The organism is Micromonospora palomenae, from assembly GCF_007829925.1.
In the GTDB taxonomy this organism is placed as follows: Bacteria; Actinomycetota; Actinomycetes; order Mycobacteriales; family Micromonosporaceae; genus Micromonospora; species Micromonospora purpureochromogenes.
This window is the reverse complement of record NZ_VIXA01000004.1, coordinates 352850-378047: the sequence shown is the minus strand read 5'-3', so window position 1 is coordinate 378047 and position 25198 is coordinate 352850. Positions and strand designations below refer to the sequence as shown.

At 70.6% G+C, this 25198-nt stretch carries 22 protein-coding genes and 2 pseudogenes; 12 read left to right on the top strand and 12 right to left on the bottom strand.

Annotated features, from left to right (window positions below; translation table 11 throughout):
- Positions 1-83: 83 nt before the first annotated feature.
- Both FHX75_RS26455 and map read right to left on the bottom strand, forming a co-directional pair.
- Positions 84-821, bottom strand: a pseudogene (locus FHX75_RS26455) (class I SAM-dependent methyltransferase); the annotation flags it as partial.
- Between the two features lie 424 nt (positions 822-1245).
- Positions 1246-2064 (bottom strand): type I methionyl aminopeptidase, encoded by an 819-nt coding sequence (gene map / locus FHX75_RS26450; protein ID WP_154943046.1) that lies wholly within the window; start codon positions 2062-2064, stop codon positions 1246-1248.
- 76 nt (positions 2065-2140) lie between these two features.
- Between map and FHX75_RS26445 the strand changes: the two genes are divergently transcribed.
- The gene (locus tag FHX75_RS26445; protein WP_154943045.1) at positions 2141-2407 is read left to right on the top strand and encodes a helix-turn-helix domain-containing protein; all 267 of its coding nucleotides are present in this window, start codon (positions 2141-2143) and stop codon (positions 2405-2407) included.
- A gap of 37 nt (positions 2408-2444) precedes the next feature.
- Here the strand turns inward: FHX75_RS26445 and FHX75_RS32120 are convergent.
- A pseudogene (locus tag FHX75_RS32120) lies at positions 2445-2693 on the bottom strand (IS701 family transposase); the annotation flags it as partial.
- Between the two features lie 74 nt (positions 2694-2767).
- On the opposite strand from FHX75_RS32120, the gene FHX75_RS26435 reads away from it, so the two are divergent.
- On the top strand, positions 2768-3397 hold the full coding sequence (locus FHX75_RS26435) for a carboxymuconolactone decarboxylase family protein (RefSeq protein WP_154943044.1): 630 nt from the start codon (positions 2768-2770) through the stop codon (positions 3395-3397).
- Positions 3398-3442: 45 nt separating this feature from the next.
- Here FHX75_RS26435 and FHX75_RS26430 read toward each other — a convergent pair whose 3' ends face one another.
- From FHX75_RS26430 to FHX75_RS26415, 4 genes are all read right to left on the bottom strand, one after another.
- A complete protein-coding gene (locus FHX75_RS26430; protein ID WP_154943043.1) occupies positions 3443-4108 on the bottom strand; it encodes a Type 1 glutamine amidotransferase-like domain-containing protein in 666 nt (221 codons plus the stop codon).
- Between the two features lie 703 nt (positions 4109-4811).
- A complete protein-coding gene (locus FHX75_RS26425; protein ID WP_154943042.1) occupies positions 4812-6536 on the bottom strand; it encodes a glycerol-3-phosphate dehydrogenase/oxidase in 1725 nt (574 codons plus the stop codon).
- A gap of 82 nt (positions 6537-6618) precedes the next feature.
- On the bottom strand, positions 6619-8133 hold the full coding sequence (gene glpK / locus FHX75_RS26420) for a glycerol kinase GlpK (protein ID WP_154943041.1): 1515 nt from the start codon (positions 8131-8133) through the stop codon (positions 6619-6621).
- A gap of 46 nt (positions 8134-8179) precedes the next feature.
- Positions 8180-9013 (bottom strand): MIP/aquaporin family protein, encoded by an 834-nt coding sequence (locus tag FHX75_RS26415; RefSeq protein ID WP_088962019.1) that lies wholly within the window; start codon positions 9011-9013, stop codon positions 8180-8182.
- A gap of 193 nt (positions 9014-9206) precedes the next feature.
- Here FHX75_RS26415 and FHX75_RS26410 point away from each other — a divergent pair, with 193 nt between their 5' ends.
- Both FHX75_RS26410 and glpK (FHX75_RS26405) read left to right on the top strand, forming a co-directional pair.
- On the top strand, positions 9207-9974 hold the full coding sequence (locus FHX75_RS26410; RefSeq protein WP_154943040.1) for an IclR family transcriptional regulator: 768 nt from the start codon (positions 9207-9209) through the stop codon (positions 9972-9974).
- 40 nt (positions 9975-10014) lie between these two features.
- Positions 10015-11538, top strand: coding sequence for a glycerol kinase GlpK (gene glpK / locus FHX75_RS26405; RefSeq protein WP_154943039.1), 1524 nt, complete (start codon positions 10015-10017; stop codon positions 11536-11538).
- A 179-nt stretch (positions 11539-11717) separates the two neighbouring features.
- Here glpK (FHX75_RS26405) and FHX75_RS26400 read toward each other — a convergent pair whose 3' ends face one another.
- Positions 11718-12227 (bottom strand): RrF2 family transcriptional regulator, encoded by a 510-nt coding sequence (locus FHX75_RS26400; protein ID WP_154943038.1) that lies wholly within the window; start codon positions 12225-12227, stop codon positions 11718-11720.
- A gap of 124 nt (positions 12228-12351) precedes the next feature.
- On the opposite strand from FHX75_RS26400, the gene FHX75_RS26395 reads away from it, so the two are divergent.
- The 4 genes from FHX75_RS26395 (at position 12352) to FHX75_RS26380 (ending at position 16135) form a co-directional block, all read left to right on the top strand.
- Positions 12352-13092 carry an SDR family oxidoreductase gene (locus tag FHX75_RS26395; protein ID WP_154943037.1) on the top strand — a complete coding sequence of 247 codons (741 nt, stop codon included), beginning with the start codon at positions 12352-12354 and terminating at the stop codon, positions 13090-13092.
- 36 nt (positions 13093-13128) lie between these two features.
- Complete coding sequence (locus FHX75_RS26390; RefSeq protein WP_154943036.1) at positions 13129-14025, top strand: universal stress protein; 897 nt, start codon at positions 13129-13131, stop codon at positions 14023-14025.
- A gap of 156 nt (positions 14026-14181) precedes the next feature.
- Complete coding sequence (locus tag FHX75_RS26385) at positions 14182-14991, top strand: alpha/beta hydrolase (RefSeq protein ID WP_154943035.1); 810 nt, start codon at positions 14182-14184, stop codon at positions 14989-14991.
- 151 nt (positions 14992-15142) lie between these two features.
- Positions 15143-16135, top strand: a complete 993-nt coding sequence (locus FHX75_RS26380) for a DUF1152 domain-containing protein (protein WP_154943034.1) — start codon at positions 15143-15145, stop codon at positions 16133-16135.
- 502 nt (positions 16136-16637) lie between these two features.
- Here FHX75_RS26380 and FHX75_RS26375 read toward each other — a convergent pair.
- The gene (locus tag FHX75_RS26375) at positions 16638-17201 is read right to left on the bottom strand and encodes a PadR family transcriptional regulator (protein ID WP_154943033.1); all 564 of its coding nucleotides are present in this window, start codon (positions 17199-17201) and stop codon (positions 16638-16640) included.
- Positions 17202-17278: 77 nt separating this feature from the next.
- On the opposite strand from FHX75_RS26375, the gene FHX75_RS26370 reads away from it, so the two are divergent.
- From FHX75_RS26370 to FHX75_RS26360, 3 genes are all read left to right on the top strand, one after another.
- The gene (locus tag FHX75_RS26370; protein WP_154943032.1) at positions 17279-17695 is read left to right on the top strand and encodes a nuclear transport factor 2 family protein; all 417 of its coding nucleotides are present in this window, start codon (positions 17279-17281) and stop codon (positions 17693-17695) included.
- Between the two features lie 16 nt (positions 17696-17711).
- Positions 17712-18737, top strand: a complete 1026-nt coding sequence (locus FHX75_RS26365) for an LLM class F420-dependent oxidoreductase (protein ID WP_154943031.1) — start codon at positions 17712-17714, stop codon at positions 18735-18737.
- A 157-nt stretch (positions 18738-18894) separates the two neighbouring features.
- A complete protein-coding gene (locus tag FHX75_RS26360; RefSeq protein WP_246158648.1) occupies positions 18895-20472 on the top strand; it encodes an acetyl-CoA carboxylase carboxyltransferase subunit alpha/beta in 1578 nt (525 codons plus the stop codon).
- A 52-nt stretch (positions 20473-20524) separates the two neighbouring features.
- On the opposite strand, the gene FHX75_RS26355 is transcribed toward FHX75_RS26360, so the two are convergent.
- Positions 20525-21577 carry an FAD-dependent oxidoreductase gene (locus FHX75_RS26355; RefSeq protein ID WP_154943030.1) on the bottom strand — a complete coding sequence of 351 codons (1053 nt, stop codon included), beginning with the start codon at positions 21575-21577 and terminating at the stop codon, positions 20525-20527.
- Positions 21578-22152: 575 nt separating this feature from the next.
- Between FHX75_RS26355 and FHX75_RS26350 the strand changes: the two genes are divergently transcribed.
- Positions 22153-22527: a hypothetical protein gene (locus FHX75_RS26350; RefSeq protein ID WP_154943029.1), complete on the top strand. Its 375-nt coding sequence runs from the start codon at positions 22153-22155 to the stop codon at positions 22525-22527.
- Between the two features lie 383 nt (positions 22528-22910).
- Here FHX75_RS26350 and FHX75_RS26345 read toward each other — a convergent pair whose 3' ends face one another.
- Both FHX75_RS26345 and FHX75_RS26340 read right to left on the bottom strand, forming a co-directional pair.
- The gene (locus FHX75_RS26345) at positions 22911-23156 is read right to left on the bottom strand and encodes an AfsR/SARP family transcriptional regulator (RefSeq protein ID WP_170285462.1); all 246 of its coding nucleotides are present in this window, start codon (positions 23154-23156) and stop codon (positions 22911-22913) included.
- Positions 23157-23396: 240 nt separating this feature from the next.
- Entirely contained in the window at positions 23397-25058 is a 1662-nt protein-coding gene (locus FHX75_RS26340; RefSeq protein ID WP_154943027.1) for a hypothetical protein, read from the bottom strand.
- Positions 25059-25198 lie beyond the last annotated feature (140 nt).

Genomic DNA, 25198 nt, shown 5'->3' with positions numbered 1-25198 from the left:
CCGTAGCGCGACAGCGGCAGCGGCCGGCGCGCGCCCGTGCGGCGGCGCGCGCAGCCCGCTCAGGTAACCGGTTGACCGATGGTTCAGGCGATGAGCAGGCGAAGGCCAAGCTCTGCTGCATCGAGACCGACGAGGTCGCGGTTGCGTTCTGCCCACCGACCTGAGGCGAGGTCATCACGGAGGCTGTGCACTGCCCTCTGCTCGGCTTTCGGCCCGACTTTGGCCCAGACCGATACCCCGCGACGGACGTTCTCGTCCAGGTATGCCTCGGGCTGGCGCCAGTAGGCCTCGAAGAAGCCGTCAGCGCAGTCCCACGGGATGAGCACCGGCTCCACGCGGGCTCCGATCGCGCTGGCCAGCTCGGTCAGCGAGGGCCGGCCGACAAGGAGGTCCGCGACTTCGGGAAGGTAGTCGCGAGTAAGCCAGAACCGACGAAGCCATCCGGTGTCACTGGTGTCGTGCGTGAACACCACCACGCGGCGAGCAACGCGCCGCATTTCGCGCAGGCCCGCGATCGGGTCCTGCCAGTGATGGATGGTGGCAAAAGCCATCGCTGCGTCGAAGGACTGGTCCTCGAACGGAAGGCTCTCCGCAGCGGCAGCCACGCACGGCGCTGCACCTGCGGGGCGCTGCGCACGCATGAGCGACGACGGTTCCACCGCGGTGACGTCACGGTCGGCGGGCTCGTAGGAGCCGGTACCAGCCCCGACATTCAATACCGTCCGCGCATCGCCGAGCGCAGCCCAGACCCTTGCGGCGATCCGCGGCTCGGTGCGCCGCGTCACGGTGTAAGTGGCTCCGATGGTGTCGTACAACTGCGCGCTGGACATGTCGCCGCCTCCCTGGCTGTCACCAGCCCACGCCGCGCACGGGGCCTGGCGTCGCTGCCCTGCAGAGTAGGTCACGGGCGGCTTGCATGGGTCGGGGCTGACGGGATGGCATCCCACCCCACCACCCACGACCGGAACCGTTCGGCAACTTCATCCTGGAGTCGTCTGGCCCCCGCCGGAGGCAGCGCTAACCCCGCCCTCTCCCCCATCCTCCGCCCTCCCCCACCTTCACCCTTCCCCACCTCGGCCGAGAGGGGAGCAAACGGCCGCGCGACGACCTGCCTCAACAGCTGGGCGCTGAAGGGGCCAGCCGGACGGCACGCAGGCCTGAGCGGTGGGCTGAGGCGTGCGGCTGGGACTTGCTCAGGAAGCTGCGGCAGGCCCCGCCCTGAGTCACGCCCAAAGGCGTAGTGGGTCAGGATGCTGTGGCGGACTCTTTGGTGGGGTCGACCGAGGTGGCGCCGTGAGTGGGGCGGCGGGTCAGGACCTGGGGGCCGGAAGCCGTGATGGCGACTGTGTGTTCGGAGTGTGCGGTGCGGGAGCCGTCGGCGGAGCGGATCGTCCAGCCGTCGTTGTCGAACGTGATTTTGTCGGTGGAGCGGCAGAACCAGGGCTCGATGGCGATGGTGAGGCCGGGGTCGAGTTTCAAGCCGCGGCGGGCGCGGCCGTTGTTGGAGACGTGCGGGGCCTCGTGCATGGTACGGCCGATGCCGTGGCCGCCGAACTCGGCGTTGACGCCGTAGCCGTAGGAGTGGGCGACCTCGCCGATCGCGGCGGAGATGTCGCCGAGGCGGCCGCCGGGCTGGGCGGCGGTGATGCCGGCCTCCAGTGCGACCTCAGTGGCCTCGATCAGCCTCAAGTCGGCCGGGTCGGGAGTGCCGACGATGACGGAGAGCGCCGAGTCGGCGACCCAGCCGTCGATGCTGGCCGCCATGTCGATGCTGAGCAGGTCACCATCCCGCAAAACATAGTCGTGCGGCAGGCCGTGCAGCACCGCGTCGTTGACCGACAGGCACAGCACGTTGCGGAACGGGCCGCGGCCGAACGAAGGGGCGTAGTCCCAGTAGCAGGATTCGGCGCCGCGTTCCTTGATCCGGCGGCGGGCGTGATGTTCGAGATCCATCAGGTTGACGCCGACTGCGGCGACACCGCTCAGCTCGGCGAGCAGCTCGCCGACGAACTGCCCGGTCACCGCCATCCGGCCGATCTCCTCGACGGACTTGAGCTCGATCACGACAGCCTCCCTCTCCGTATGCGGTATTTTTATACCACCACAGGTCGGGGATACTCCGGTGGGATATCCTGCCGGCATGGTTCGCCAACCACTCACCGCCGAGCAGATCGCAGCGGGCCAGCGCCTCGGAGCCGCCCTCCGGGCCGCACGGGCCGGCCGCAGCCTCGTCGAAGTGGCCCTGGCAGCCGGCATCTCCCCCGAGACGCTGCGCAAGATCGAGGCCGGCCGCCTACCCGCCCCGGCGTTCGGCACGGTGGTCTGCCTCAGCCAGGCCCTCGACGTCCCCCTCAGCGACCTGGCCGACGTCTGGCTGGCCGACATGCCCGTCCGCCAGGCGTCCTAGAGACCAGCCGCCCAAGTACTCCGGTAGGAGATCCGTTCTAGGGTTCTGTGCGGGCTTGCCGGGTGTAATGCCTGGATTTGGCGGCGGCTTGATGCCTGCGTCGGAAGAGGGACCAGGCGATGACGTCGGCGGCCCGCCGTGCCGGGCCGATGATCAGGGCGTGGGCGAGCCGGCGTAGCTCGTTGACAGTGATCGCGATCAGGCCGTCCGGGCTGCTGCTGGTGGTGACGGTTGTTGCGGCGGCGAGGAACGCGTGGGCGGCGATGACCAGGGTGGTCCAGCGGTGCGGGAGAAGAATGTGACTTCCGAGCTGTCGTTGATCGGTCTTCGGGCGGTCGCTGCGTGCAGCACACTGACCCGATGAACCGTCCGGCCGCGTTCCTCACCGATCCGCCGCAAAGCCCGGCGGTGACTGCGGCCTACCAGGCCGATCTCATCTCCGACGGCTACGTCAACAACCTCACTCGTGTCTGGTGCTGGCGTCCGGATGTGCTGGCGTCCTTCCAGGCCCTGCGTGCTGACCTCCTGGCCGATTCAGGCCTGTCGCAAAGGGAAGTAGCCGTGATGGTCGCCGCCACCGCCGCTGCCCGCAGCGACGCTTACTGCGCGCTGGCGTGGGGTTCCAGGCTGGCCGAACTCAGTGATGAGGCGACCGCCGCAGGGGTGCTGCAAGGCGTCGACAGTGACCTGTCCGAGCGGGAGGCCGCACTGGCCGGTTGGTCTCGTCAGGTCGTCCAGGATCCGAATGCCCCGACCGAGGCCCACGTGCAGCGCTTACGCGACGCGGGTCTCAATGACCAGGAGATCTTCGAGGCGACGACCTGGATCGCGTTCCGGCTGGCGTTCTCCACTATCAACGACGCGCTGGGAGCACGGCCAGATCCACAGCTTGCCGAGAAGGCGCCTCGGCTCGTCCGGGAAGCCGTCACCTACGGCCGCCAAGTCCAGGCGCACACAACCATGGCGCCCACCGACAGCGGCGCCGCATGAGGCTCGCGCTGTCAGCGGCAGATCCGGATAGTCGCCCGGCGACAATCACCCGAACTTCGTCCATTGCCCTTCGGAGACCACCTCGACTGAGCCGTCGACGACCTTGATGGCCGTCTGTTCGTCGATGGCGTAGGCCGGGACGCCGATGTCGGCGGCCCATCGCTCCGCGTCAGCCATGGTGTTTGTCGGGAAGAGGTTCAGGTGCGGGAAGATCGAGAAGTCGACGACTCCCAGGGTGCGGTCGTCTGGTGCGGACGGCCACTCGACGAAGTAGTCCCCGATCCGGGGCGTCATCACCATGCTTCCGGCGCTTACTCCCACCCAGACCTTGTCGGGCAGCGAAGGCAGCAGATCGGCTAGCCCGGACTCGCGCATCCAGTGGCACAGGTATGTCGCGTCGCCTCCGTCGACCAGGAGCACGTCGGCCTTCCGGACCCAGGGGACCCATCGCTCCGCGCCGATGGTGGGCAGTGCGGTGAGCTCGAGGACACCGAGCGACGCCCAGCCCAGGCCGGACATGTACTGCCAGTCAGGCTTGGGCTCGGCGGCGACGAAGTCCCGTACCGATGTCGGACCGCACATCGGGTGACCCCACTGTGCTGTCGGGACGCAGAGGGCGTGACACTCATCGATCGGCTTGCCGAGCAGCTGCACGAGCACCGCGTGGATGCTCGGGTTCGTGACGCCGCCGGACGTAAGCAAGAGCTTCACGATGCCTCCGAATTCACGCGCGAAGGAGAATGTGCCGGATGACCAAGGCCCGCTCCGGCACTCATCGTAGTTTCGGCGTCCACTTTCGGAGGTCCCTCAGTTAACGGGGCAACTACCCTCCACCCGGTCCTACTTCGCCCAACACGTGCACCCGACCGAGGCGCGCGGGACGCGCCTGTCACGGCGACCGCTCATCGGCATGGTCGGATGTGCCTCACCCGCTGGGCTGCCAACGGCCGACCAGCGGTGACGGCGACCTCCGCCGGGTCGCCGAATCGGTACGCCGCGTCGCGACCCTGGTTCATGGCCCATACGGTTTCCGGGACGCAGGCTTGCGTCCTGCGCTGCCGGCCCGGCCCGCTCACCGCTGCTCGGCGGCTCCTCGCAGCCAGTCGGCCCACTGGTCGGCCTCCTCCAGCTGGGCGAACCCGTTCAGCGCCGCGGCCGCCAGCCCGGCTGGCAGTGGACCGCGCTCACGCAGAAGGTGTTCGGCTGGCCGTGGGGGACGTGACCCGGTCCGGGCGCCGGTCCGAGGAGCGGAAGTAGACCGCCCAGGTGACCAGCACGCAGAGCGCAACCACTGTCCGACTGCGGACGACGATCGGCAGGACTGTGCGGCCCGCTCAGGTCCAGCTGCTTGGTGGCCTCTTCGGGGCCGCCGAAGAGGCCACCACGCAAGACCGGCTGACCCGCCGGAGCCCGCTCAGGCTGCCATGGCCGCCGCCGGCACCACGTCGGGCGTGCCCAGCCGGACGGCGTCGGCCCCCGCGTCGTCGGGCTGCTCGTGCGCGGCCCGCTCGGCCCGGACGCGTGCGACGTAGTGCGCCACCTCACGGTCGACCCGCTCGTCGTCCCAGCCAAGGACCGGCGCCATCAGTGTCGCCGCAGGCCGAGCGGCCAGCAGGCCACGGTCGAAGGTCTCGATCGAGATGTGGGTACGCCGGGTGAGCACGTCCTCCAGGTGCAGCGCCCCCTCGGCGGACGCCGCGTAGACGACCTCCACCCGCAGGTAGTCCTCCGCGCCGTCGAGCGGCTCACCGAGCGTGGGATCTTCCCGCAGCAGCGCCAGAACCTCGTCGACGGCGGCGCCGTAGCGCCGCAGCAGGTGCTCCACGCGCTCGGTGTGCATGCCGAACTGCTGCGCCAGCCGGCGCCGCTGGTTCCACCGGGCGACGTAACCCTCGGCGCCGAGCAGCGGCACCCGGTCGGTGCAGGAGGCGGGTACCGCAGCGTCGAAGCCGCGCACCGCCTCGTCGACCGCGTCGCGCGCCATCACCCGGTACGTCGTGTACTTGCCGCCGGCCACCACCACGAGCCCGGGCGCCGGGCTGACCACGGTGTGCTCCCGCGACAGCTTGGCGGTCGCCTCGGACTCTCCGGACAACAGCGGGCGCAGGCCGGCGTACACGCCCTCGACGTCGTCGCGGGTCAGCGGGGTGGCGAGCACCGCGTTGACGTGCTCCAACAGGTAGTCAATGTCCCGGCTGGTCGCCGCCGGATGCGCCTTGTCCAGGTCCCAGTCGGTGTCGGTGGTGCCGATCAGCCAGTGCCGGCCCCACGGGATCACGAACAGGACGCTGGACTCGGTACGCAGGATCAGGCCTGTGCTGGACCGGATCCGGTCCCGCGGGACCACCAGGTGGATGCCCTTGGAGGCGCGTACCTGGAACTGGCCCCGCTCGCCGACGAGGGCCTGGGTGTCGTCGGTCCACACCCCGGTGGCGTTGATGACCTGCCGGGCGCGCACCTCGAACACCTGGTCGGTTTCCAGGTCGTGCACCCGCGCGCCGGTGACCCGGGCGCCCTCGCGCAGCAGACCCACGACGCGAGCCCGCGACAGCGGGTGCGCCCCGTGCGCGGCGGCGGTGCGGACGAGGCAGGTCACCAGCCGGGCGTCGTCGACCTGCGCGTCGTGGTACTGCAGGGCGCCGACCAGCGCCTCCGGCCGCAGCGACGGGCAGGCGCGCAGCGCCCCGCGGCGGCTCAGGTGCCGGTGGGCCGGCACGCCGCGCGCATGGGTGCCGGAGAGGCTCATCGCGTCGTAGAGCAGCACGCCGGCGCCGGCATACAGGCGTTCCCAGCCCCGGTGGCGCAGCGGGTAGAGGAACGGCACCGGACGGACCAGGTGCGGCGCGAGCCGCTGCAGGAGCAGACCCCGCTCGCGCAGGGCCTCGCGGACCAGCCCGAAGTCCAGCATCTCGAGGTAGCGCAGGCCACCGTGGATGAGCTTGCTGGACCGGCTCGACGTGCCGCTGGCCCAGTCGCGGGCCTCGATGAGCCCGACCGACAGGCCGCGGGTGACGGCGTCGAGAGCGCAGCCGGCGCCGGTGACGCCGCCGCCGATCACCAGGACGTCCAGTTCCTGACCGCTGCTGAGGGCGGCCAGGGACCGCTCACGGGCGGCCGGTGACAGTGTCGCGGAGTGCATCCGTCTTCTCTCTCCTGGGAGGGGTGGGGGCGGCCGGCGACGGGCGCCGGCCGCCCGGATCCTTGAGGGGTGGGGCCGGCGGTCAGTCGACGTCGACCCAGTCGAGGGTGCGCTGGACCGCCTTCTTCCACCGCGCGTAGCCGGTCTCGCGCTGCTCCGGCGACCAGGTGGGCTGCCAGCGGTGGCTCTCGTTCCAGTTCTCGCGCAGCTCGTCGGTGTTCTTCCAGAAGCCGACGGCGAGGCCGGCGGCGTACGCGGCGCCGAGCGCGGTGGTCTCGGCGACCACCGGCCGGCTCACCGGCACGCCGAGGATGTCCGCCTGCATCTGCATGCACAGGTCGTTGACGGTGACGCCGCCGTCGACCTTGAGGACCTCGAGGTGCACCCCGGAGTCCTGCTCCATGGCCTCGGCGACGTCACGGCTCTGGTAGCAGATGGACTCGAGGGTGGCGCGGGCGATGTGGGCGTCGGTGTTGAACCGGGAGAGGCCGACGATCGCGCCGCGGGCGTCGGAGCGCCAGTACGGGGCGAACAGGCCGGAGAACGCGGGCACGAAGTACACCCCGCCGTTGTCCGCCACCTGGCGGGCCAGGATCTCGCTCTGCCCGGCGCTATTGATGATCTTGAGCTGGTCGCGCAGCCACTGCACGGCCGAGCCGGTGACCGCGATCGAGCCTTCGAGCGCGTACACCGGGGCGTCGTCACCGAACTGGTAGCACACCGTGGTGAGCAGCCCCGCCTCCGACCGTACGATCTCCGTGCCGGTGTTGAGGAGCATGAAGTTTCCCGTGCCGTAGGTGTTCTTGGCCTCGCCCGGGGCGAAGCAGACCTGCCCGACCGTGGCGGCCTGCTGGTCGCCCAGGTCGCCGGTGAGCGGGACCGGGCCGTTGAACGGGCCGTTCACGGTGCTGCCGTACGAGCGCGGGTCGGACGACGGCCGGATCTGCGGCAGCATGGCCCGGGGGATGTCGAAGAACGACAGCAGCTCGTCGTCCCAGTCCAGCGTCTCCAGGTTCATCAGCATCGTGCGGCTGGCGTTGGTGGGGTCGGTGACGTGCACCCCGCCCTCCGTGCCGCCGGTGAGATTCCACAGCAACCACGTGTCGGTGTTGCCGAAGAGTGCTTCGCCGCGCTCGGCGGCCTCGCGGACCCCGTCGACGTTCTCGAGGATCCACTGGATCTTCCCGCCCGAGAAGTACGTCGCCGGGGGAAGGCCGGCCTTGCGCCGGATGACGTCGCCCTTGCCGTCACGTTCCAGCGCCGAGGCGATCCGGTCGGTACGGGTGTCCTGCCACACGATGGCGTTGTAGTAGGGCCGGCCGGTCCGGCGGTTCCACACGACCGTGGTCTCGCGCTGGTTGGTGATGCCGAGCGCGGCCAGGTCGGAGGCGGTCAGGCCGCGCTCGTTCATGGCGGTCTGGATGACCGTCTGGGTCCGCTCCCAGATCTCGAGCGGGTTGTGCTCCACCCAGCCGGCCTGCGGCAGGATCTGCTGGTGCTCGAGCTGGTGGCGGCCGACCTCGTTGCCGCCGTGGTCGAAGATCATGAACCGGGTGCTGGTGGTGCCCTGGTCTACCGCGCCGACGAAGTCAGCCATTCGGGGGTCTCCTTCTGATTTCTTGCGGGGATGCGGGTCGGCGATGTCAGACGCGGGCGAGTTCGCCCTCGGCCGGGGCGTTCTCGGTGGCCAGGGCGCCCGGCTCCAGCTCGTCCTCGCTGGGCAGGAAGCGGCCGATGATCAGCTCGTAGAGGCCGGCGCCGATGACGCCACCGACGAGGGGCCCGACGATGGGCACCCAGAAGTACGGATATCCGCTGGTGTCCTGGAAGGCCGTTTCGTAACCGGTCAGGAACGAGGCGAGGCGGGGGCCGAAATCGCGGGCGGGGTTGATGGCGTAGCCGGCGTTGACGGCGAAGGCCATGCCGATCGCCACCACGATCAGGCCGACGATCAGCGGGGCGAGGTTGCCGGCGGGCAGCGAGTTACGCGCGTCGGTGACCGCCAGGACGAGGAACAGCAGGATGGCCGTGCCGATGATCTGGTCGCGCAGCGCACCCCACTCGGTCACACCGGCGCCCGGCAGGGTGGAGAAGACGCCTTGGCTCTTGCTGGTCAGGCCCGGGTCGAACCGGGACAGCACCTCGCTGTAGTTCCAGCGGATGATCAGGGCCGCGACGAACGCGCCGGCGGTCTGGGCCAGCGCGTACGGCATCACCTTGCGCCAGGAGAAGCCCTTGAAGACCGCCAGGGCGAGGGTGACCGCCGGGTTGAGGTGGGCGCCGCTGATCCGGCCCGCCACGTACACGCCGAGCGTGACGCCGAGGCCCCAGGCCCAGGCGATGCTGTCGAACTCTCCAGTTCCCGCCGCGGCCACCTGGGCGACCACGCCCACGCCGAACAGGATGAGGATCGCGGTGCCGGCGAACTCGGCGGCCAACTCGCCGACGAGCCCGGGGACTTTCAACCGTTGCGCCATGGGTGCCTCCAGAGGTGGTGGGGGGTGACGGCCCTCTTCGTTGGGGGGAAGCGGAGGGCCGGTCGGTGACGCTGCGGCGTCGGGCGTCACCGTGCCGTGAACCGTAGGAAACACTCGAGGCCGGGTCAACGAACCCCGGTCGACAATGTCGAACACTGTTGCGGCCGCCGGAATGCCGTTAGCATTCCCGCCCATGCCGGGTCAGGTGCAGTCCATCGCGCGGGCCGCGGCGATCCTCCGCCTGCTCGCCGCCAGCTCCGGCCGGCTCGGCATCGGGGAGATCGCCCGGTCCCTCGACCTGCCCAAAGGCACCGCGCACGGCATCGTCCGTACCCTGCAGGACGTCGGGTTCGTGGAGCAGGACAAGACCTCCGGCAAGTACCAGCTCGGGGCGGCGCTGCTGCACCTGGGCACCAGCTACCTCGACGTCAACGAACTGCGCTCACGCTCGATCAACTGGGCCGACCCGCTGGCCGCGCGCAGCGGCGAGGCCGTCCGCATCGGCACCCTGCTGGACGGCAAGGTGCTGGTGGTCCACCACGTCTTCCGACCCGACGACACCCTCCAGACCCTCGACGTCGGGTCCCTGCTGCCCCCGCACGCCACCGCGCTCGGCAAGGTCCTGCTCGCCTACGACGTCGGCGCCGCCAACACCGTCATGCAGGGCGAACCTGAGCCGTACACCCGGCGCACCGTGGTCACCGCCCGGACCCTCAGCCAGGCACTGACCAAGATCCGGGAAAACGGCTGGGGCGCCGAGATCGAGGAGATGACCCTCGGCGAGGCCAGTATCGCCGCACCCATCCGCGGCTACGGCGGCCTCGTCGTGGGCGCGATCGGGCTCTCCGGCCCGGTCGACCGCGTCTGCGACGGGCAGGGCCAACCCCGCCCGACGCTCGTCGCGTACGTCCGCGACGCCGCCCGCGCGGTGTCCCGGGATCTCGGCGCCGCACGCTGGTGATCCGTCCACCTGCTCCCCGCCAGGCCAGAGAGGACGAAAGATGACTGACAGCTACGTCGTCTCCATCGACCAGGGCACCACCTCGACCCGCTGCATCGTGTTCGACCGCCGGGGCAACCTCGTCTCGGTGGCGCAGCGGGAGCACCAACAGCACTTCCCCCGGCCCGGCTGGGTGGAACACGACGCGCTGGAGATCTGGCGCAACGTCGGCAAGGTGGTGCCGAGGGCCCTCGCCGAGGCCGGCATCGTCGCCGGCCAGGTCGCCGCGATCGGCATCGCCAACCAGCGGGAGAGCACGGTGGTGTGGGACCGGCGCACCGGCGTCCCGGTGGCGCCGGCGATCATCTGGCAGGACACCCGCACCGACGCGCTGGTGGAGACGCTGGCCCAGGCGCCCGGCGCCGAGGAGGTCCGGCAGCGCTGCGGGCTGCCCCTGACCACGTACTTCTCCGGCCCGAAGCTGCGCTGGCTGCTCGACCACACGCCCGGGCTGTACGAGCGTGCCGAACGCGGCGAGGTGCTCTTCGGGACGATGGAGAGCTGGTTGATCTGGAACCTCACCGGCGGCCCCGACGGCGGTCTGCACCTGACCGACGTGACCAACGCCAGCCGGACCATGCTGATGGACCTGCGCACGCTCGCTTGGCACCCGGACCTGCTGGCCTTCTTCGACATCCCGGCCGCCATGCTGCCCGAGATCCGCTCCTCGTCCGAGGTGTACGGCACCGCGACCGCCGTCCTGCCCGGCGTGCGGATCGCGGCGGCGCTCGGCGACCAGCAGGCCGCCCTGTTCGGCCAGACCTGTTTCGCGCCGGGCGACGCCAAGTGCACCTACGGCACGGGCAGCTTCCTGCTGCTCAACACCGGCACGGAACCGGTGCACTCCAGCCACGGGCTGCTCACCACCGTCGGCTACCAGATCGGCGGCCAGCCGGCGGTCTACGCCCTCGAAGGCTCCATCGCGATCACCGGCTCCCTGGTGCAGTGGTTCCGCGACCGGCTGGAGCTGATCAGTACCGCGCCGGAGATCGAGACCCTCGCCCGCACCGTGGACGACAACGGGGGCTGCTACATCGTGCCGGCCTTCTCCGGGCTGTTCGCGCCGCACTGGCGCAGCGAGGCGCGCGGGCTCATCGTCGGGCTCACGTCGTACATCACCAAGGGGCACCTGGCCCGCGCGGTGCTGGAGGCCACCGGCTGGCAGACCCGCGAGGTGGTCGACGCGATGAACGCCGACTCCGGCCTGGCGCTGACGGCGCTGCGGGTGGACGGCGGGATGACCGCCAACAACCTGCTGATGCAGTTCGTCGCCGACGTGCTCGCGGTGCCGGTGGTGCGCCCGATGGTCGCCGAGACGGTCTCCCTCGGCGCCGCGTACGCCGCCGGGCTGGCGGTCGGCTACTGGCCCGACCTGGAGGGACTGCGCAGCAACTGGCACCTCGCCTCCCGGTGGGTGCCCCAGATGGACGACGCCGTCCGGGCCGAGGAGCGGGACAACTGGCAGCGCGCGGTCGAGCGCACCTTCGACTGGATCAAGCCTGCGGCCCGAACCGGCAACGGATGACCCATCACGGCGCAGATCTCCACCTGGGGCTCGATCGCCGCCTCAACACCCACGTCAGCACCAACATGCGCGGACTCGTCGCGAACCGCGGCTGGCTCCACGTGATCCAGTTGGCCGACCTGGCGGCAGGCGACATTAGGGTCTGTCGCTGACGAGATCCGCGGCATCGCCTGGCGCGTCTACCCCTGCCCGAGGCTTGCGGTATGGCCGTCGTTCGGCCCGTTCAGCCAGGTGCGGATGGTGACGAGCGCGGCAGGGCCGTAGTCGTCGTCGACACCGCTGGCGAGGTCTGCGATGGAGATCGCCTGTAGGGCGGCGCGCCAGGCGGCGTCGGCGCCGGCCATCGCGCGGGCGATGGGGCACGGCCGGGTGCAGGCCTCCGGCGGTGTCGCCAGGGGGCCGCGCTGGCGGATCTCGGTGCAGACGAACGCGGGCTGAGCGCCGTCGACGGCGGTGACGACGTCGAGCATGGTGATCAGTTCGGGTGACCTGGTCAGGACATATCCGCCCGCCTTGCCCTGGACGGAGGTCACGAGGCCGGCGCGGGAGAGTGCCTGCAACTGTTTGGCCAGGTAGCTGCCGGAGACGTCATGCAGTTCCGCGAGCCGGGCAGCCGGCACGGGCTCCGTCGCCGTGGTCAGCACCACGCAGCAGTGCAGTGCCCACTCGACTCCACCTGACAGCTTCATACGACCCCCCGCTTGACTCGGACACAGACTATCCGACTACCGTCTCGGACAGAACGTATCCGAGTTTGGGATTTGTCCCGACGAGATCGGCGTGCCTTGTCGCACGCCGTGGGAGGTGAGAGCCATGAAGCTCACAGTCATCGGCGGTACCGGAATGATCGGCTCGCAGGTGGTCCAGAAGCTGAGGGCAGCCGGACACGAGGCCGTCCCCGCGGCGCCGTCGACCGGCGTCGACCTGCTCACGGGAGACGGCCTGGACCAGGCGCTGGAGGGCGCCGACGTCGTCGTCAACGTTTCCAACTCGCCGACCTTCGACGAGGCCTCGCTCGGCTTCTTCCGCACCACCATGGGCAACCTGCTGGCCGCCGGAGAGCGCGCCGGCGTCCGGCACCAGGTGGTCCTCTCGATCGTCGGCGTCGATCAGGTACCCGAGCTCGACTACTACCGCGCCAAGACCCTGCAGGAAGACCTGCTCCGGCAGGGGCCCACGCCGTACTCCATCGTGCGCGCCACCCAGTTCTTCGAATTCGTCAACGCGATCCTGTCCTGGACCTCCGACGACACCACCGTCCGGCTGCCCGCCACCCGGCTTCAACCGATGGCCGCCGCGGACGTCGTCGACGCCGTCGTCGACGTCGCCACCGGGGCGCCGCTACAGGGCATCCGCAACGTCGCCGGCCCGGACGTCTTCGCCCTCGACGACCTCGGCCGGGTCACCCTGGCCGCACAGCAGGACAACCGCAAGGTCGTCACGGACGACACGGCCGGCATGTTCGCGGCCGTCACCGGCGACGTGCTCATCGCGGGCCCGGACGCCCACCTGGCACCCACCCACTACCAGGACTGGATCCAGTCCGCCCGCTGACCCGCGGACAGGCTGAGAGTGACGAGCGAGAATATGTTGACCATCAACAGTGGCGCCCCCGTCGTGGTTGGTGTGGACGGCTCCGCGGCCGCACTGGACGCGGTCCGGGTGGCGGCGCGTGAGGCGGCGTACCGGCGGCGTCCGCTGCGGGTCGTGCACGCCTTCATCTGGCCGCTGACCGGCGCTCCGCTCACCCCGGTGCCGGGCGCTCCGGCCGACGCCGGCCTGCGCCACCAGGCGGAGCGGTACGTCGCCGAGGCGGTCGCCGAGGCCGGCAAGGTCTCCCCCGAGGTGCCGGTCACCGGCGAGGTGGTGGACGGCGCGCCGACTCCCGTGCTGCTGGACGAGTCCCGGGAGGCGGCGCTGGTGGTACTCGGTCACCGTGGTCTGGGCGGCCTCGCCGGCCTGCTCATCGGCTCGGTCACCGTGCAGGTCTCCGCCCGCGCGCAGAGCCCGGTGCTGGTGGTACGCGGTGAGCCGCGGGCCGACGGCCCCGTGGTGGTGGGCGTGGATGGTTCGGAACTGTCCACCGAGGCGGTCGGGTTCGCGTTCGAGGAGGCCGCCTACCGGGACGCCCCGCTGGTCGCGGTGCACGCCTGGCTCCACCCCACCCCGGTCGGCCCGGGCGACATACTGCCCTTGGTCTACGACCTGGACGCCCTCGCCAGTGAGGAGGACCGCACGCTCGCCGAGTCGGTGGCCGGCTGGTCTGAGCGCTACCCGGACGTGCCGGTGCGACATCGGCTGGTCCGCGGCTCCCCGGCCCGGGTACTGGTGGAGGAGTCGAAGGCGGCGCAGCTGGTGGTCGTCGGCGCGCACGGCCGCGGCGCGCTCGGCGGGCTACTGCTCGGCTCGGTCAGCCACGCGGTGCTGCACCACTCGCACGCCCCGCTGGCGATCGTGCGGCACACCCGCCAGGCCGATCACCCCTGATCCTCGACGACGTTCACAGCCCAAGGAGCGGGCAGGTGCTCACGACCCGCCTGCCCTTGGGCATCCTCGGCTCTAACCGAGGACCCCGCCCTCACCACCGGCGGACCGGCGGCGACCGTTCGACGACCTGCTCGCCTTCCTCCTGAGGAGTTCACCATGACCATGCCCGACACCATCGTCCTGGTCCACGGATTCTGGGTCACCCCGCGCAGCTGGGAGCACTGGATCACCCACTACGAGCAGCGGGGATTCCGGGTGCTCGCGCCCGCGTACCCCGGCTTCGAGGTAGAGGTCGAGGCCCTCAACGCCGACCCGACCCCGATCATGGAGGTGACCGTACCGAAGGTCGTCGACCACCTCACGGCCGTCATCAACGAGCTGCCCGCACCGCCGATCATCATGGGGCACTCGGCCGGGGGGACGTTCACCCAGCTCCTGCTCGACCGCGGCCTGGGCGCCGCGGGCGTCGCGGGCGTCGCGATGAACTCTGCGCCGACCGAAGGGGTACGGGTCGTGCCCCTGTCACAGGTCAGGTCGACGTTCCCGGTGCTGAAGAGCCCGGCCAACCGGCACCGGGCGGTGGGGCTTTCGTTCGAGGAGTGGAAGTACACCTTCACGAACACGTTCACCGAGGAGGAGTCCCGGGCCCTCTACGAGCGGTACCACATCCCCGCGAACGGCGGAATCGTGTGGGGCGGCGTGCTGGCCAACTTCCAGCCCGGCCACCAGGACACCTGGGTCGACTACCACAACGACGACCGAGCGCCGCTGCTGTTCATCTCCGGCAGCGAGGACCACATCATGCCGCCGGCCGTCCAGCAGTCCAACGCCAAGCACTACAAGTCCAACACCATCACTGAGGTCAAGGAGTACGAGGGCTACGCGCACCTGCTTCCCGCGCAGAAGGGCTGGGAGGAGATCGCCGACTACGCCCTGGACTGGGCCCTGCGGCACGCGCGAGCATGACCGATGTGCGGATCACCCACATCGGCGGGCCGACGTCCCTCATCGAGGTCGGCGGTTGACGGCCGCTGACCGACCCGACCCTTCGACCGGCCGGCTGTACGCCGCCGGGCATGGCTTGGACAGCACGGGCATGGCTGATCATTGAGCGGTGATGAACCCTGCCGTGTTGCCGGCCGACCCCGGTGCGTTCTCGTTGGCCGTTCCGCCGCTGTTTGCCGCGCTGGCTCCGGCGCGGAGCATCCTCATCGCCGGAGCGGGCGGGGGGTTCGACGTGTACGCCGGCCTGCCCTTGGCGTTCGCCCTGTGGCGCGGCGGCGCACAGGTGCACCTGGCCAGCCTGTCCTTCTCCCAGCTCGAGTTGATCAACCGGGACGCGTGGGTAGCGGAGCACGTCGCGGCGGTGCAGCCGGACACTATTAGCCCGGACTGGTACTTCCCCGAACGCACGCTCGCCCGGTGGCTGGCGGCTCAGGAGCTGCCGTCGACCGTGTACGCCTTTCCGCCGCTCGGTGTCCAGCCGTTACGGGCGGCGTACCGGTACCTGGTCGAACAACTCAACATCGACGCGGTGGTGCTGGTCGATGGCGGCACCGACGTCCTGCTGCGCGGCGACGAAAGCGACCTCGGCACCCCGGTGGAGGACATCACCAGCCTGGCCGCCGTGGCCCCGCTGGACGTGCCGGTCAAGCTGGTCACCAGCCTCGGCTTCGGCATCGACGCCTACGACGGCGTCAACCACGTCCAGGTGCTGGAAAACCTCGCCGCACTCGACCGCGACGGCGGCTACCTCGGTGCCCTGTCCATCCCCGGTTCCAGCCGGGAGGCAGCGCTGTACCGCGATGCCGTCGCCGACGCCCAGGCCGCCACCCCGGACCGGCCGAGCATCGTCCAAGGACAGATCGCCGCCGCCACCAGCGGCGCGTTCGGAGACATCCGGTTCACCCGTCGCACCGGCAGCAGCGACCTGTTCATCAACCCGCTGATGGCGATCTACTTCACCGTCGACCTCGACAAACTCGCCGCCCGATGCCTGTACCTCGACCGCATCGAGAACACCATCGGCAGGCGACAGGTCATCACGCGCATCCAAGCATTCCGCGACGAACTGCTCAGCGCACGCATCCCCCGCGCGTTTCCCCACTGAACGCCCGGACGGCGGCAGAAGCGTGCATTGAACGGTCGCCAAGCCGGGAGTTAGCGACTGGCGGGAGTCCTTATTTATTTGCGGGCGCGGTTACGGTGCGTTGTTGGGGCTGGTGATTCTCGGGTGGGTTGGGCCGGTGGTGGGTTTCTCGTTGACCTTGGGCTGGTGCTGCCGCCGAGAGTGGCGCTTGACTGGCAGTAGCGCGTATTTGATCGGAGCGAGTTCCCTTGGCTCAGGGCGACATGGGTCAGGTTCTGCGGACTGCGCTGGTGGAGCCGGCGATGAAGAGGGTGGCGAAGGTCCAGGCGAGCAGTTGCCGGAACCAGCTGGCGATGGTGAGGGTTTGGCCGGCGGGGGTGTTGGTGGGTTGGCAGCGGTCGCGGGCGCCGGTTTTGACCTCACCGAGTGCGACGCCAAGGTAGAGCGCTATGGGTGCGTAGCGCCGCCATGATCGCCTTGATTCGTAGCGCCCTACCCTGCGCCCATGGCACTGATAGCGGGGTCAGCCGGGCAGCGGCGCCCGGGCGCGCAGCAGCGCCGCAGCCTGCTCGCACCAGTCGCGGTTCTCCTGCTCGAACCGGCGGCCGCGCAGACACGTCAGGTACGGCCCGATCCGGTCGCCTTCGCGCAGGAACGTTTCCTCGTCCAGCTCGCCACGCAACCGCCGGAGCATCCGGTCGAAGATCTCCACCTTCGCCGCGGCCGCGACCGCCCGCTCCTCGAGCTGGGCGATGACCGGGGCCGGGTCCAGCCGGTCGACGGCTTGGACCATGACGAGCAGGTCCTCCCGGATGGATGTCGGCTTCGACGGCGTCGCGGTGAACGCCGCCAGCTCCGCGAGGCCGGCGTCGGTGACCGTGAACAGTCGCTTGTTGGGCCGATCGTGCTGGATGACCTGCCGGCCGGCGATCAGCCCCTCGCGCTCCAGCTTCGCCAGTTCGGCGTAGAGCTGCTGGGGCACCGCGTACCAGAAGTTCGCCAGCGACACATCGAAGACCTTGGCCAGCTGATACCCGCTGTACTCGCCGTCGAGCAGTGCCGCCAGCACCGCGTGGCGCAGCGCCATCGGCGCAACCTCCCGCTTCCCTCGTCGCATAGTCAGTGATATGACTACTCCTATCGTTGACTATAGGGGAGGCAGCCGTGACGACCGTCGAGCGGTTCCGTGCCGCCGTCGAGGCCCGGGACCTGGCCGCGTTCGACGGGCTGTTCAGCCCGGACGTGCGCTTCTACAGCCCGGTGAAGTTCACGCCGTTGCAGGGGGCACAGGCCGTTCACGGGCTCCTCGGCGTCCTCCTGCGCACCTTCGAGAATTTTCGGTACGTCGGACAACTGGCCGGCGAGGCCGAGATCGGCACGGTGGGTCGGCCCGTCGAGTCGCACATCCTCATCTTCCGCGCGACCGTGCGCGGCAAGCAGATCCACGGCCTCGACCTGCTCCAACTCGGCCATGACGGCCTGATCGAGGAGTTCACGGTCATGGTCCGCCCCCTGTCCGCCGTCACCACGTTGAGCGAGGCGGTCCTCGCCGGCCTCGCCGCCGACGGCATCGCCCCGTGACACGGAAGGTCGCGCGATGAAACTGGGATACACCACCGGCTACTGGTCCGCCGGCCCACCCGCTGGCGTCACGGAGGCCATCGCGGAGGCCGACCGCCTCGGCTTCGACTCGGTCTGGGCCGCCGAGGCGTACGGGTCGGACTGCCTGACCCCGCTCGCCTGGTGGGGCGCCAGCACCTCCCGAGTGCGGCTGGGTACCAACATCATGCAGATCTCGGCCCGTACGCCGACCGCCGCCGCGATGGCGGCGCTCACCCTCGACCACCTCTCCGGCGGTCGGTTCATCCTCGGGCTCGGCGCCTCCGGCCCGCAGGTCGTGGAGGGATGGTACGGCCAGCCGTACCCGCGGCCACTGGCCCGCACCCGGGAGTACATCGAGATCATCCGCGCCGTCCTCGCCCGCACCGGCCCGGTCCAGTACGACGGTGACTTCTACCAGCTGCCGCAGCAGGGCGGCACCGGCCTCGGCAAGCCACTGAAGTCCACCGTCCACCCGCTGCGCACCGACATCCCCATCTTCCTCGCCGCCGAAGGGCCGAAGAACGTGGCGCTGGCCGCCGAGATCGCCGACGGCTGGCTGCCGTTGTTCTTCTCCCCCAAGGCGGACGGCTTCTACCGCGCCGCGCTGGCCGAGGGCTTCGCCCGACCCGGCGCCCGCCGCGGCCCGGACGAGTTCGAGATCGCGGCGACCGTGCCGATCGTCGTCGACGACGACGTGGAGCGGGCGGCCGATCGGATCCGGCCGTTCGTCGCGCTGTACGTCGGCGGCATGGGTGCCAAGTCGGCCAACTTCCACCGGGACGTCATCGCCCGCCTCGGCTATGAGCGGGAGTGCGACGTCATCACGGAGGCGTACCTGGCGGGCAACAAGCAGGCGGCGATCGCCGCCGTGCCCACCGCGCTGGTCGAGGACATCGCGCTGATCGGTCCGGCCGCAAAGATCAAGGACGAGCTGCAGCGGTGGCGCGGGACCGTGATCACCACTCTGCTGGTTTCGGGCGGCCCACGGCAGCTACGCCAGATCGCCGAGCTGATCGACTGACGACACGGGTCGACCTTGGAAGGCACCTCCCCTGCGCGGGAGCCCCTTGACGAGAACCAATCTTCCGAGTTCTTCTTCGCTCCGTTGCCGGGGCTCGCGACGACTATGGTGTGATCATGGCTGGCGACGAGGTTGACGAGGCCGCCTCGGAAGCACCTTGCCGCCCCACGCTGCGGAGCCAGCGCACCGGTGCGGAGTCATTCTTCGACCGCGGTCCGGGCTGTGCACGGCTCTCCGGCGGCCGCCCGTACGCGGAGGTCGATCGGGTGTGAGGAGATCGGCACGGGACCTGATCGAACTGGTCATTGACCCCGGTACGTGGCTGTCGTGGGATGAGGCGGTTGCCGATCCGGCCCCGCTCGACGCCGACTATGCGGCTGCCCTGGCCGCCGCGCGCCGGACTGCAGGCGTCGACGAGGCGGTCATCACCGGCGCGGGCCGGCTCGGCGGGCGGCGGGTCGCCGTCATCGCCGGCGAGTTCGCATTTCTCGGCGGCTCGATCGGCGTCGCGGCGGCCGAGCGGCTCACCCGGGCCGTCGAGCGGGCGACCGCCGAGCGGATTCCGTTGCTTGCCGCGCCCGCGAGCGGCGGCACCCGGATGCAGGAAGGCACGATCGCGTTCCTGCAGATGGTGAAGATCAGCCAGGCGATCACCGCGCACAAGGCCGCGGGGCTGCCATACCTCGTATATCTGCGGCACCCGACAACCGGCGGCGTGTACGCGTCGTGGGGGTCCCTCGGACACCTGACAGTCGCCGAGCCGGGCGCGCTGATCGGCTTCCTCGGGCCGAAGGTGCACGAGGCGCTGACCGGCTCGCCGTTCCCGGCCGGCGTGCAGGTCGCCGAGAACCTCCACAAACACGGTCTGATCGACGCGGTCGTTGCGCCGGAGCAGGTGGCGCTGCTGGCCGACCGAGCGCTGGCCACTCTGAGCGCGCCGCGCCGTCTCCCCCGTCCGCCGAACCCGGTGGAGGACCCGCCCGGCGAACGCACCGCCTGGGACGCCGTCCGGCGATCCCGCCGGGCGGACCGTCCCGGAATCCGCCGACTGCTGAGACACGCAGGCCGGGATGTCGTGCCGTTGCACGGCACGCAGAGCGGCGAAACCGGAGCCGGTGTGATCGTGGCGCTGGCCCGTTTCGGGGAAGCCCCCACCGTGGTCGTCGGACACGACCGGCGCGACAGCCCGCCTGACCCCGCCGGCCTGCGAGCCGTCCGGCGGGGGTTCAAGCTCGCCGCAGAGTTGGGCCTGCCCGTCGTCACCGTTGTCGACACGCCGGGCGCCGCCCTGTCGCCACAGGCCGAGGAGGGTGGCCTGGCCGGAGAGATCGCCCAGTGCCTTGCCGACCTCGTCACCCTGCCGGTGCCGACCCTGTGCCTGTTGTTGGGTCAGGGCAGCGGCGGCGCCGCCTTGGCCCTGCTGCCGGCCGACCGTGTCATCGCCGCAGCGCACAGCTGGCTCGCGCCGCTGCCGCCGGAGGGCGCGTCGGCGATCCTCCATCGCACCGTCGAGCGGGCGCCGCAGGTCTCCGCCGCGCAGGGCATCCGCGCGCAGGACCTGCGGGCAAGGGGCATCGTGGACCGGATCGTGGCCGAGCGACCCGACGCCGCCGACGAGCCCGCGGCGTTCCTCGACCGGCTGGGGGCGGTACTGGCGCACGAGCTGGCCACCCTGCTCGACGTCGACCCGGCGGACCGCCTCCAGACCCGCCGGATCCGTTACCGGCAACTCTGACCGCAAACTCCCGCCGAATGGAACCGTTCATTCAGCTGCCGTCGCCGCCCGGTCAGGCGGGGGCGGGCGCCGCCAGCAGCGCGCGCAGCTCGCGGACCGCTGCCCGCCCGGCCCGGTTCGCGCCGACCGTGCTCGCAGCCGGCCCGTAGCCGACCAGGTGGACCCGGGGATCGGCCACCACCCGGGTGCCGTCCACGACGATGCCGCCGCGGGGCCCGCGCAGCCGCAGCGGGGCCAGGTGGTCGAGCGCCGGCCGGAAGCCGGTGCACCAGAGGATGACGTCGACGTGCTGTGCCGTGCCGTCGCGCCACTGGACGCCGTCGGGGACGATCCGGTCGAACATCGGCCGGCGTCGGAGGAGACCGCGTTCCCGAGCTTCGAGCAACTGCGGTGTCCACGCCAGCTCGGTCGCGCTGGCGATGCTTCCCGGGGGCAGGCCGGCGCGTACGCGTGCCTCCACCTTGGCCACTACCTCGCGTCCGTAGGCCGGCGTGAACGGCCCGTCCCGAAACACCGGCGGGCGGCGGGTGACCCAGGTGGTCGTCGCCGCGACGCCGGCGATCTCGACCAGGAGCTGCACGGCCGACGTTCCGCCCCCGACGACAACCACCCGCTTCCCGGCGAATTCCGCCGGCCCCCGGTAGTGGGCGGTGTGCAGCTGCCGCCCGTGGAACGTTTCCTGTCCCGGGTAGTACGGCACGAAGGGCCTCGTCCACGTGCCCGTCGCGTTGATCAGTGCCCGGGTGCTCCAGGTGCCCTTGTCGGTTTCGACGAGGAGTCCTCCGTTGGCGGCGTTCCGGACGGCCGTGACGGCCACCGGCCGCTGCACGTCGATGCCGAATTCACTCTCGTAGGCCGCGAAATAGGCCGGCACCGCCTCGGCGGCCGGTTCGTCCGGCGGTGGCGGCGTGAAGTGCATTCCGGGGAGGTCGAAGATGCCGTGCACGGTCGCCATGCGCAGCGTCGGCCACCGGTGCTGCCAGGCCCCGCCGGGGGCCGCGTCGGCGTCCAGGACAGCGAAATCAAGACCGGAGGAGCGCAGGTGGTACGCACTGGCCAGCCCCGCCTGCCCAGCCCCGACAACCACCACATCCGTATCCGGCATGTGTCGGACAACGTCTCGCGCTCGCCCGGGCCTTCCCACGGGCGATCGATCTCACACCGCCCGCCGAACCCGGCCCCTATTGCTGTCACCGCTGGTTGTGGGCTGCCGGCGGCATAAGAGCGCACTGCTATCCGCTGCAGTGCATTGAGAGGCTGAATCCATGGAGTAACCGCCCAGGTTCTTTCGATTCTTACCGTTGCCCTTTACAAGGCGGCGGGCGGGCTGCCTGTATTTACGGGTCGGCTCACATTTCGTACCCGGTCGATAGTCTTGATGCAGGCATTCACTGCCTGCTGAAAATTTGGATCCGCGGGATCGGCAAAATCCAGGAGGCGTCGGCCCTCGTCATAAGATTCTGACTCCTGCTGCCGGAAGCCCTGCCACTCGTTCTTTCCCTGCGCCGAAAAGCTGCGCGAGCGGCCACCAACCCCTTACCGCCCTGACCTGCGGATACTCCCCCACCAGGGCGACATAGTCTGCTGTAGATTGCTCTGCTCCCCGAACCGGGCTCGCACCGGGCGGCCGGCCGCCGACCGCCGACGGATCGTGAGATCGCGGTAGATCAGGATGGGGGCTTGGGCTCGCGGCGAGGGAAGATCAAGGCCATGGGGCACAGGTCTGCCAGGTGGGCATGGTCGAAAGTCAGCACGATTCACGGGGTCCGTGGTGGGGACGCCGTCGCGTGCGCTGGCGAGATCTACTCCTACAGGTACCGCCTCTACGCGCTTTCCGACAGCTTCTACGAGCGCTGCGTCGGCTTGGCGTGGTGCTCGATCTGCCGCGAGTACTCCGGCGCCATGGTGTTCGTACCGCGGAACGAACGCCTCCCGGACCTGCTTTCCGATCTGTCGACGCCGGAGCGTGAGAGGCTGGCTCGCAGCGAGGTGAAGCTGCTCGATTACCTTGATCGCCTCGTCCGGCGGGGAATTTGGCCGACACGCCAGCCGTGATCCGCGGACGAACTAGCGGCGCACTCAACTCGGCATGACTGTGCGTTCGACGCGGTGCTCACCCGGCACACGCTGCACCAGCTCGGACTTCTGATCGGCGTGGTTCGTGATCGACGCTAGGAGCGGGCGGGGTGCGGGGGCAGGGGCCGGCGTCTGACAGACCCTCACACCACCTCACACGGCCTTACACGCGCAGGTCAGCCAAGCACGGCAAGTTCCACTCGCCGAGCCACCCACGGCCGTGGGTGGCTCACTGCGAGGAAGGTGTCGTCTGACCCAGGAGGATGGGTGCGAGCCCGGCATCGGCGAGGCGATGGGTGTAGGGGTGCCGGAGCTGGGCGGCGCCGCTGTGGTCACCGGCGGCGGTGAGGGCGTCGGCGAGGTCACCGGGTGTAGGCGTCGATGACCTTCTGCCGGGTGCCGGTGTGGTCGGTGAGGACGGTAGCGGCGTGCTGGGCTGCCGCGCGTAGGCGCCACAGGTCGACGTCGACGTGGTCCGGGTCGAGGCGGTAACGGTCGTCACGGTGATGGACGGCAACAGCGCCGATGGTGCGGCGCAGGTCGCTGAGGGTGGTGTAAAGGCCGCCCGTGACGGCTGGGAAGGCTGGGAAGGCTGCCGGGAGTGGCATTGGCATCCCGGGCCTTGGTGGCCCTTCGCCGACCTTGCCGTGATGAGTGAGCGACTGACAGCCGCGCACCTCGACGGCCAGAGCCGCCCACGTGCCTGACGCGGCACCAGTGATGCCCTGAATCCATCGATCGCCGACGAGGCGGTTGCTGACGTGCTCGGAAACTCGGTTTCAGCTACGCGGCCGGGGAGTGTTCGTTGATCAGGCCGTTGAGGATGATTCGGTCATGGCGGACCGGCCTCAGCCGACCGGGTGCTCGACCGACGCCGGACGGTCTCCGAGCCCGGCCGCGGGGCCGCGTCGTCCCACCGGGCGCTGCCGCGGTCGCGGAGCCGAGCGTTGCCCGGTGGCCCCTTCCCCGATGTCGGGGGTCGCGACGGGTGGTGTGGTACGGCTCGCCGCGGTGTCTACCAGGTCCGGCAGGTCCCGCCCGGCCACCAGGGGTAGCTCCCGCGTGACTGCCGCGATCGGCCCCGGCTCGCCCGCCGGCTCGGCGGCTCGGGCGACACGTGCCCGTCCCGTCGCGGTCCGCGGCATCGCTGCCGCGCTGCGGGTCGTTTCCGGCGGCGCGGTGTCGGCCGGCTCCTCGACGGAGCCTGGCGCGTCCGTGGTCGACAATGACTCCGCCCGGCTGGTGGCCGACCGGCCTGCTGTGTTGCGCGGCGTGCGGCGCGGTGCGGCTGCCGGCAGGAGCGGGGCGATTTCCGCGTGCAGCGCCGCCCAGTCCGAGGCGCGGGGCGGGTCGGGCTGATCCGTGGTCGAGGTGAGCTGGCCCGTGCTCTCGGACCGCTCCGACTGCCGGTCGGTACGGTCCGGCGTTGCCCCCCGGGACCGCTCCGATCCCAGTCGCTCGGCACCGTCTCCCGCCTGCTCCGTAGCGCCTGCCTGCTGAACGGCGTCCCCGGCCGACTCTGGCCGCCCTGAGCCGCCGGAGGCCGCGTCCGCCGCAGGGGCTACGGGGGCCGCGTCCGTGACCGGGTCCGGCGCGTCGGCGAGCAGCCGCGCGGCCGAGGCTAGTGCGACGGGGTCGGGTTGACCGGTCCGACGCCACCGCCGGCGGCGGCCGCCCGCCGGCAGGTTCCCGGCCAGCACGCGCGCAGGTGCCAGATCGGCGGCGATCAGCGCGGTGAGCCCGTCGTAGTCCGCCTGCTCGGCCAGCCGCCGGGCGATCTCGTCGAGGTCGTACACCGCCACGGCGATGTCCGCCGTGGTGGCGTCCAGCGCTCGGCTGATCTTGCGGTGCAACACCTTGCTCAGCGCCGCCTGCCGCCGCTCGGCGCGTATCTGCGCGCGGGCCGCGTCGAGCGAGCCGTACAGCCCGAGGCCGGGGTCAGCCTTGGCCAGCGAGCGGGCACGGCGGGTCAGCCACGGGTGGCGCAACCAGTGCCCGACCGGTTCGTACGCCGGCGTCGTGGGTGGCAGCTGCTGCCTGGCGCGCAGCCGGTCCCGCCGCTGGTTCTCGGTGTTCATCAGCCACACCAGATAGCCGAGCAGGGACATGCCCGCGTAGAAGCCGCCTTCGAGGTGGTTGCTGTGCGCCAGCCAGTTGAAGGCGACCGCGGCGGTGGCGATACCGGCCGACAACACGCGGGACAGGATGGCCGGTTCGCCCAGCCGACGGCGTACGTCGGCGTTCGCCAGCACCACAACGCCGCCCAACTCCAACGCTCCAACGGCGGGGAGGGCGACATACCAGGGCATGCCGAGCCGTTCCATCGCCCCGGACACCTGGCCGCCGAGCGCGATCAGCAGCACGACAACGTAGAACCCGGTGCGCAGCATGGCGACGTGCCGCACGGCCTTGGCCAGCTCCGCGTCCCACGCCTCCGGCGGGTCGGCGCCTGGCGCCCCGCCAACTGAGTTTCCGCCGGTCATCCGGGTCCGGTTCGGTTCCTGGAACACGCCGAGCAGGTTCCTCTCTCGCTCCGGCCCCGGCCTGACCGGCGCCGCGGCCGCCCGACCCGGCAGTGCTGCCCGCCGAGTCGTACCAGAGCCGCGCTCCGGCTGCCGGCCGTCGTCCGCCGCATGCTACAAGGTTGCGG

Bases quoted from the DNA above. Each gene is read 5' to 3' on its own strand.
- glpK (WP_154943039.1), top strand. From the start codon at position 10,015: ATGACTGACAGCTACGTCGTCTCCATCGACCAGGGCACCACCTCGACC.
- FHX75_RS26415 (WP_088962019.1), bottom strand. From the start codon at position 9,013: ATGGCGCAACGGTTGAAAGTCCCCGGGCTCGTCGGCGAGTTGGCCGCC.
- FHX75_RS26345 (WP_170285462.1), bottom strand. From the start codon at position 23,156: ATGCCACTCCCGGCAGCCTTCCCAGCCTTCCCAGCCGTCACGGGCGGC.
- FHX75_RS26355 (WP_154943030.1), bottom strand. From the start codon at position 21,577: ATGCCGGATACGGATGTGGTGGTTGTCGGGGCTGGGCAGGCGGGGCTG.
- FHX75_RS26380 (WP_154943034.1), top strand. From the start codon at position 15,143: ATGAACCCTGCCGTGTTGCCGGCCGACCCCGGTGCGTTCTCGTTGGCC.
- FHX75_RS26385 (WP_154943035.1), top strand. From the start codon at position 14,182: ATGACCATGCCCGACACCATCGTCCTGGTCCACGGATTCTGGGTCACC.
- FHX75_RS26400 (WP_154943038.1), bottom strand. From the start codon at position 12,227: ATGAAGCTGTCAGGTGGAGTCGAGTGGGCACTGCACTGCTGCGTGGTG.
- FHX75_RS26365 (WP_154943031.1), top strand. From the start codon at position 17,712: ATGAAACTGGGATACACCACCGGCTACTGGTCCGCCGGCCCACCCGCT.
- FHX75_RS26435 (WP_154943044.1), top strand. From the start codon at position 2,768: ATGAACCGTCCGGCCGCGTTCCTCACCGATCCGCCGCAAAGCCCGGCG.
- FHX75_RS26425 (WP_154943042.1), bottom strand. From the start codon at position 6,536: ATGCACTCCGCGACACTGTCACCGGCCGCCCGTGAGCGGTCCCTGGCC.
- FHX75_RS26410 (WP_154943040.1), top strand. From the start codon at position 9,207: ATGCCGGGTCAGGTGCAGTCCATCGCGCGGGCCGCGGCGATCCTCCGC.
- FHX75_RS26445 (WP_154943045.1), top strand. From the start codon at position 2,141: ATGGTTCGCCAACCACTCACCGCCGAGCAGATCGCAGCGGGCCAGCGC.
- FHX75_RS26395 (WP_154943037.1), top strand. From the start codon at position 12,352: ATGAAGCTCACAGTCATCGGCGGTACCGGAATGATCGGCTCGCAGGTG.
- glpK (WP_154943041.1), bottom strand. From the start codon at position 8,133: ATGGCTGACTTCGTCGGCGCGGTAGACCAGGGCACCACCAGCACCCGG.
- FHX75_RS26375 (WP_154943033.1), bottom strand. From the start codon at position 17,201: ATGGCGCTGCGCCACGCGGTGCTGGCGGCACTGCTCGACGGCGAGTAC.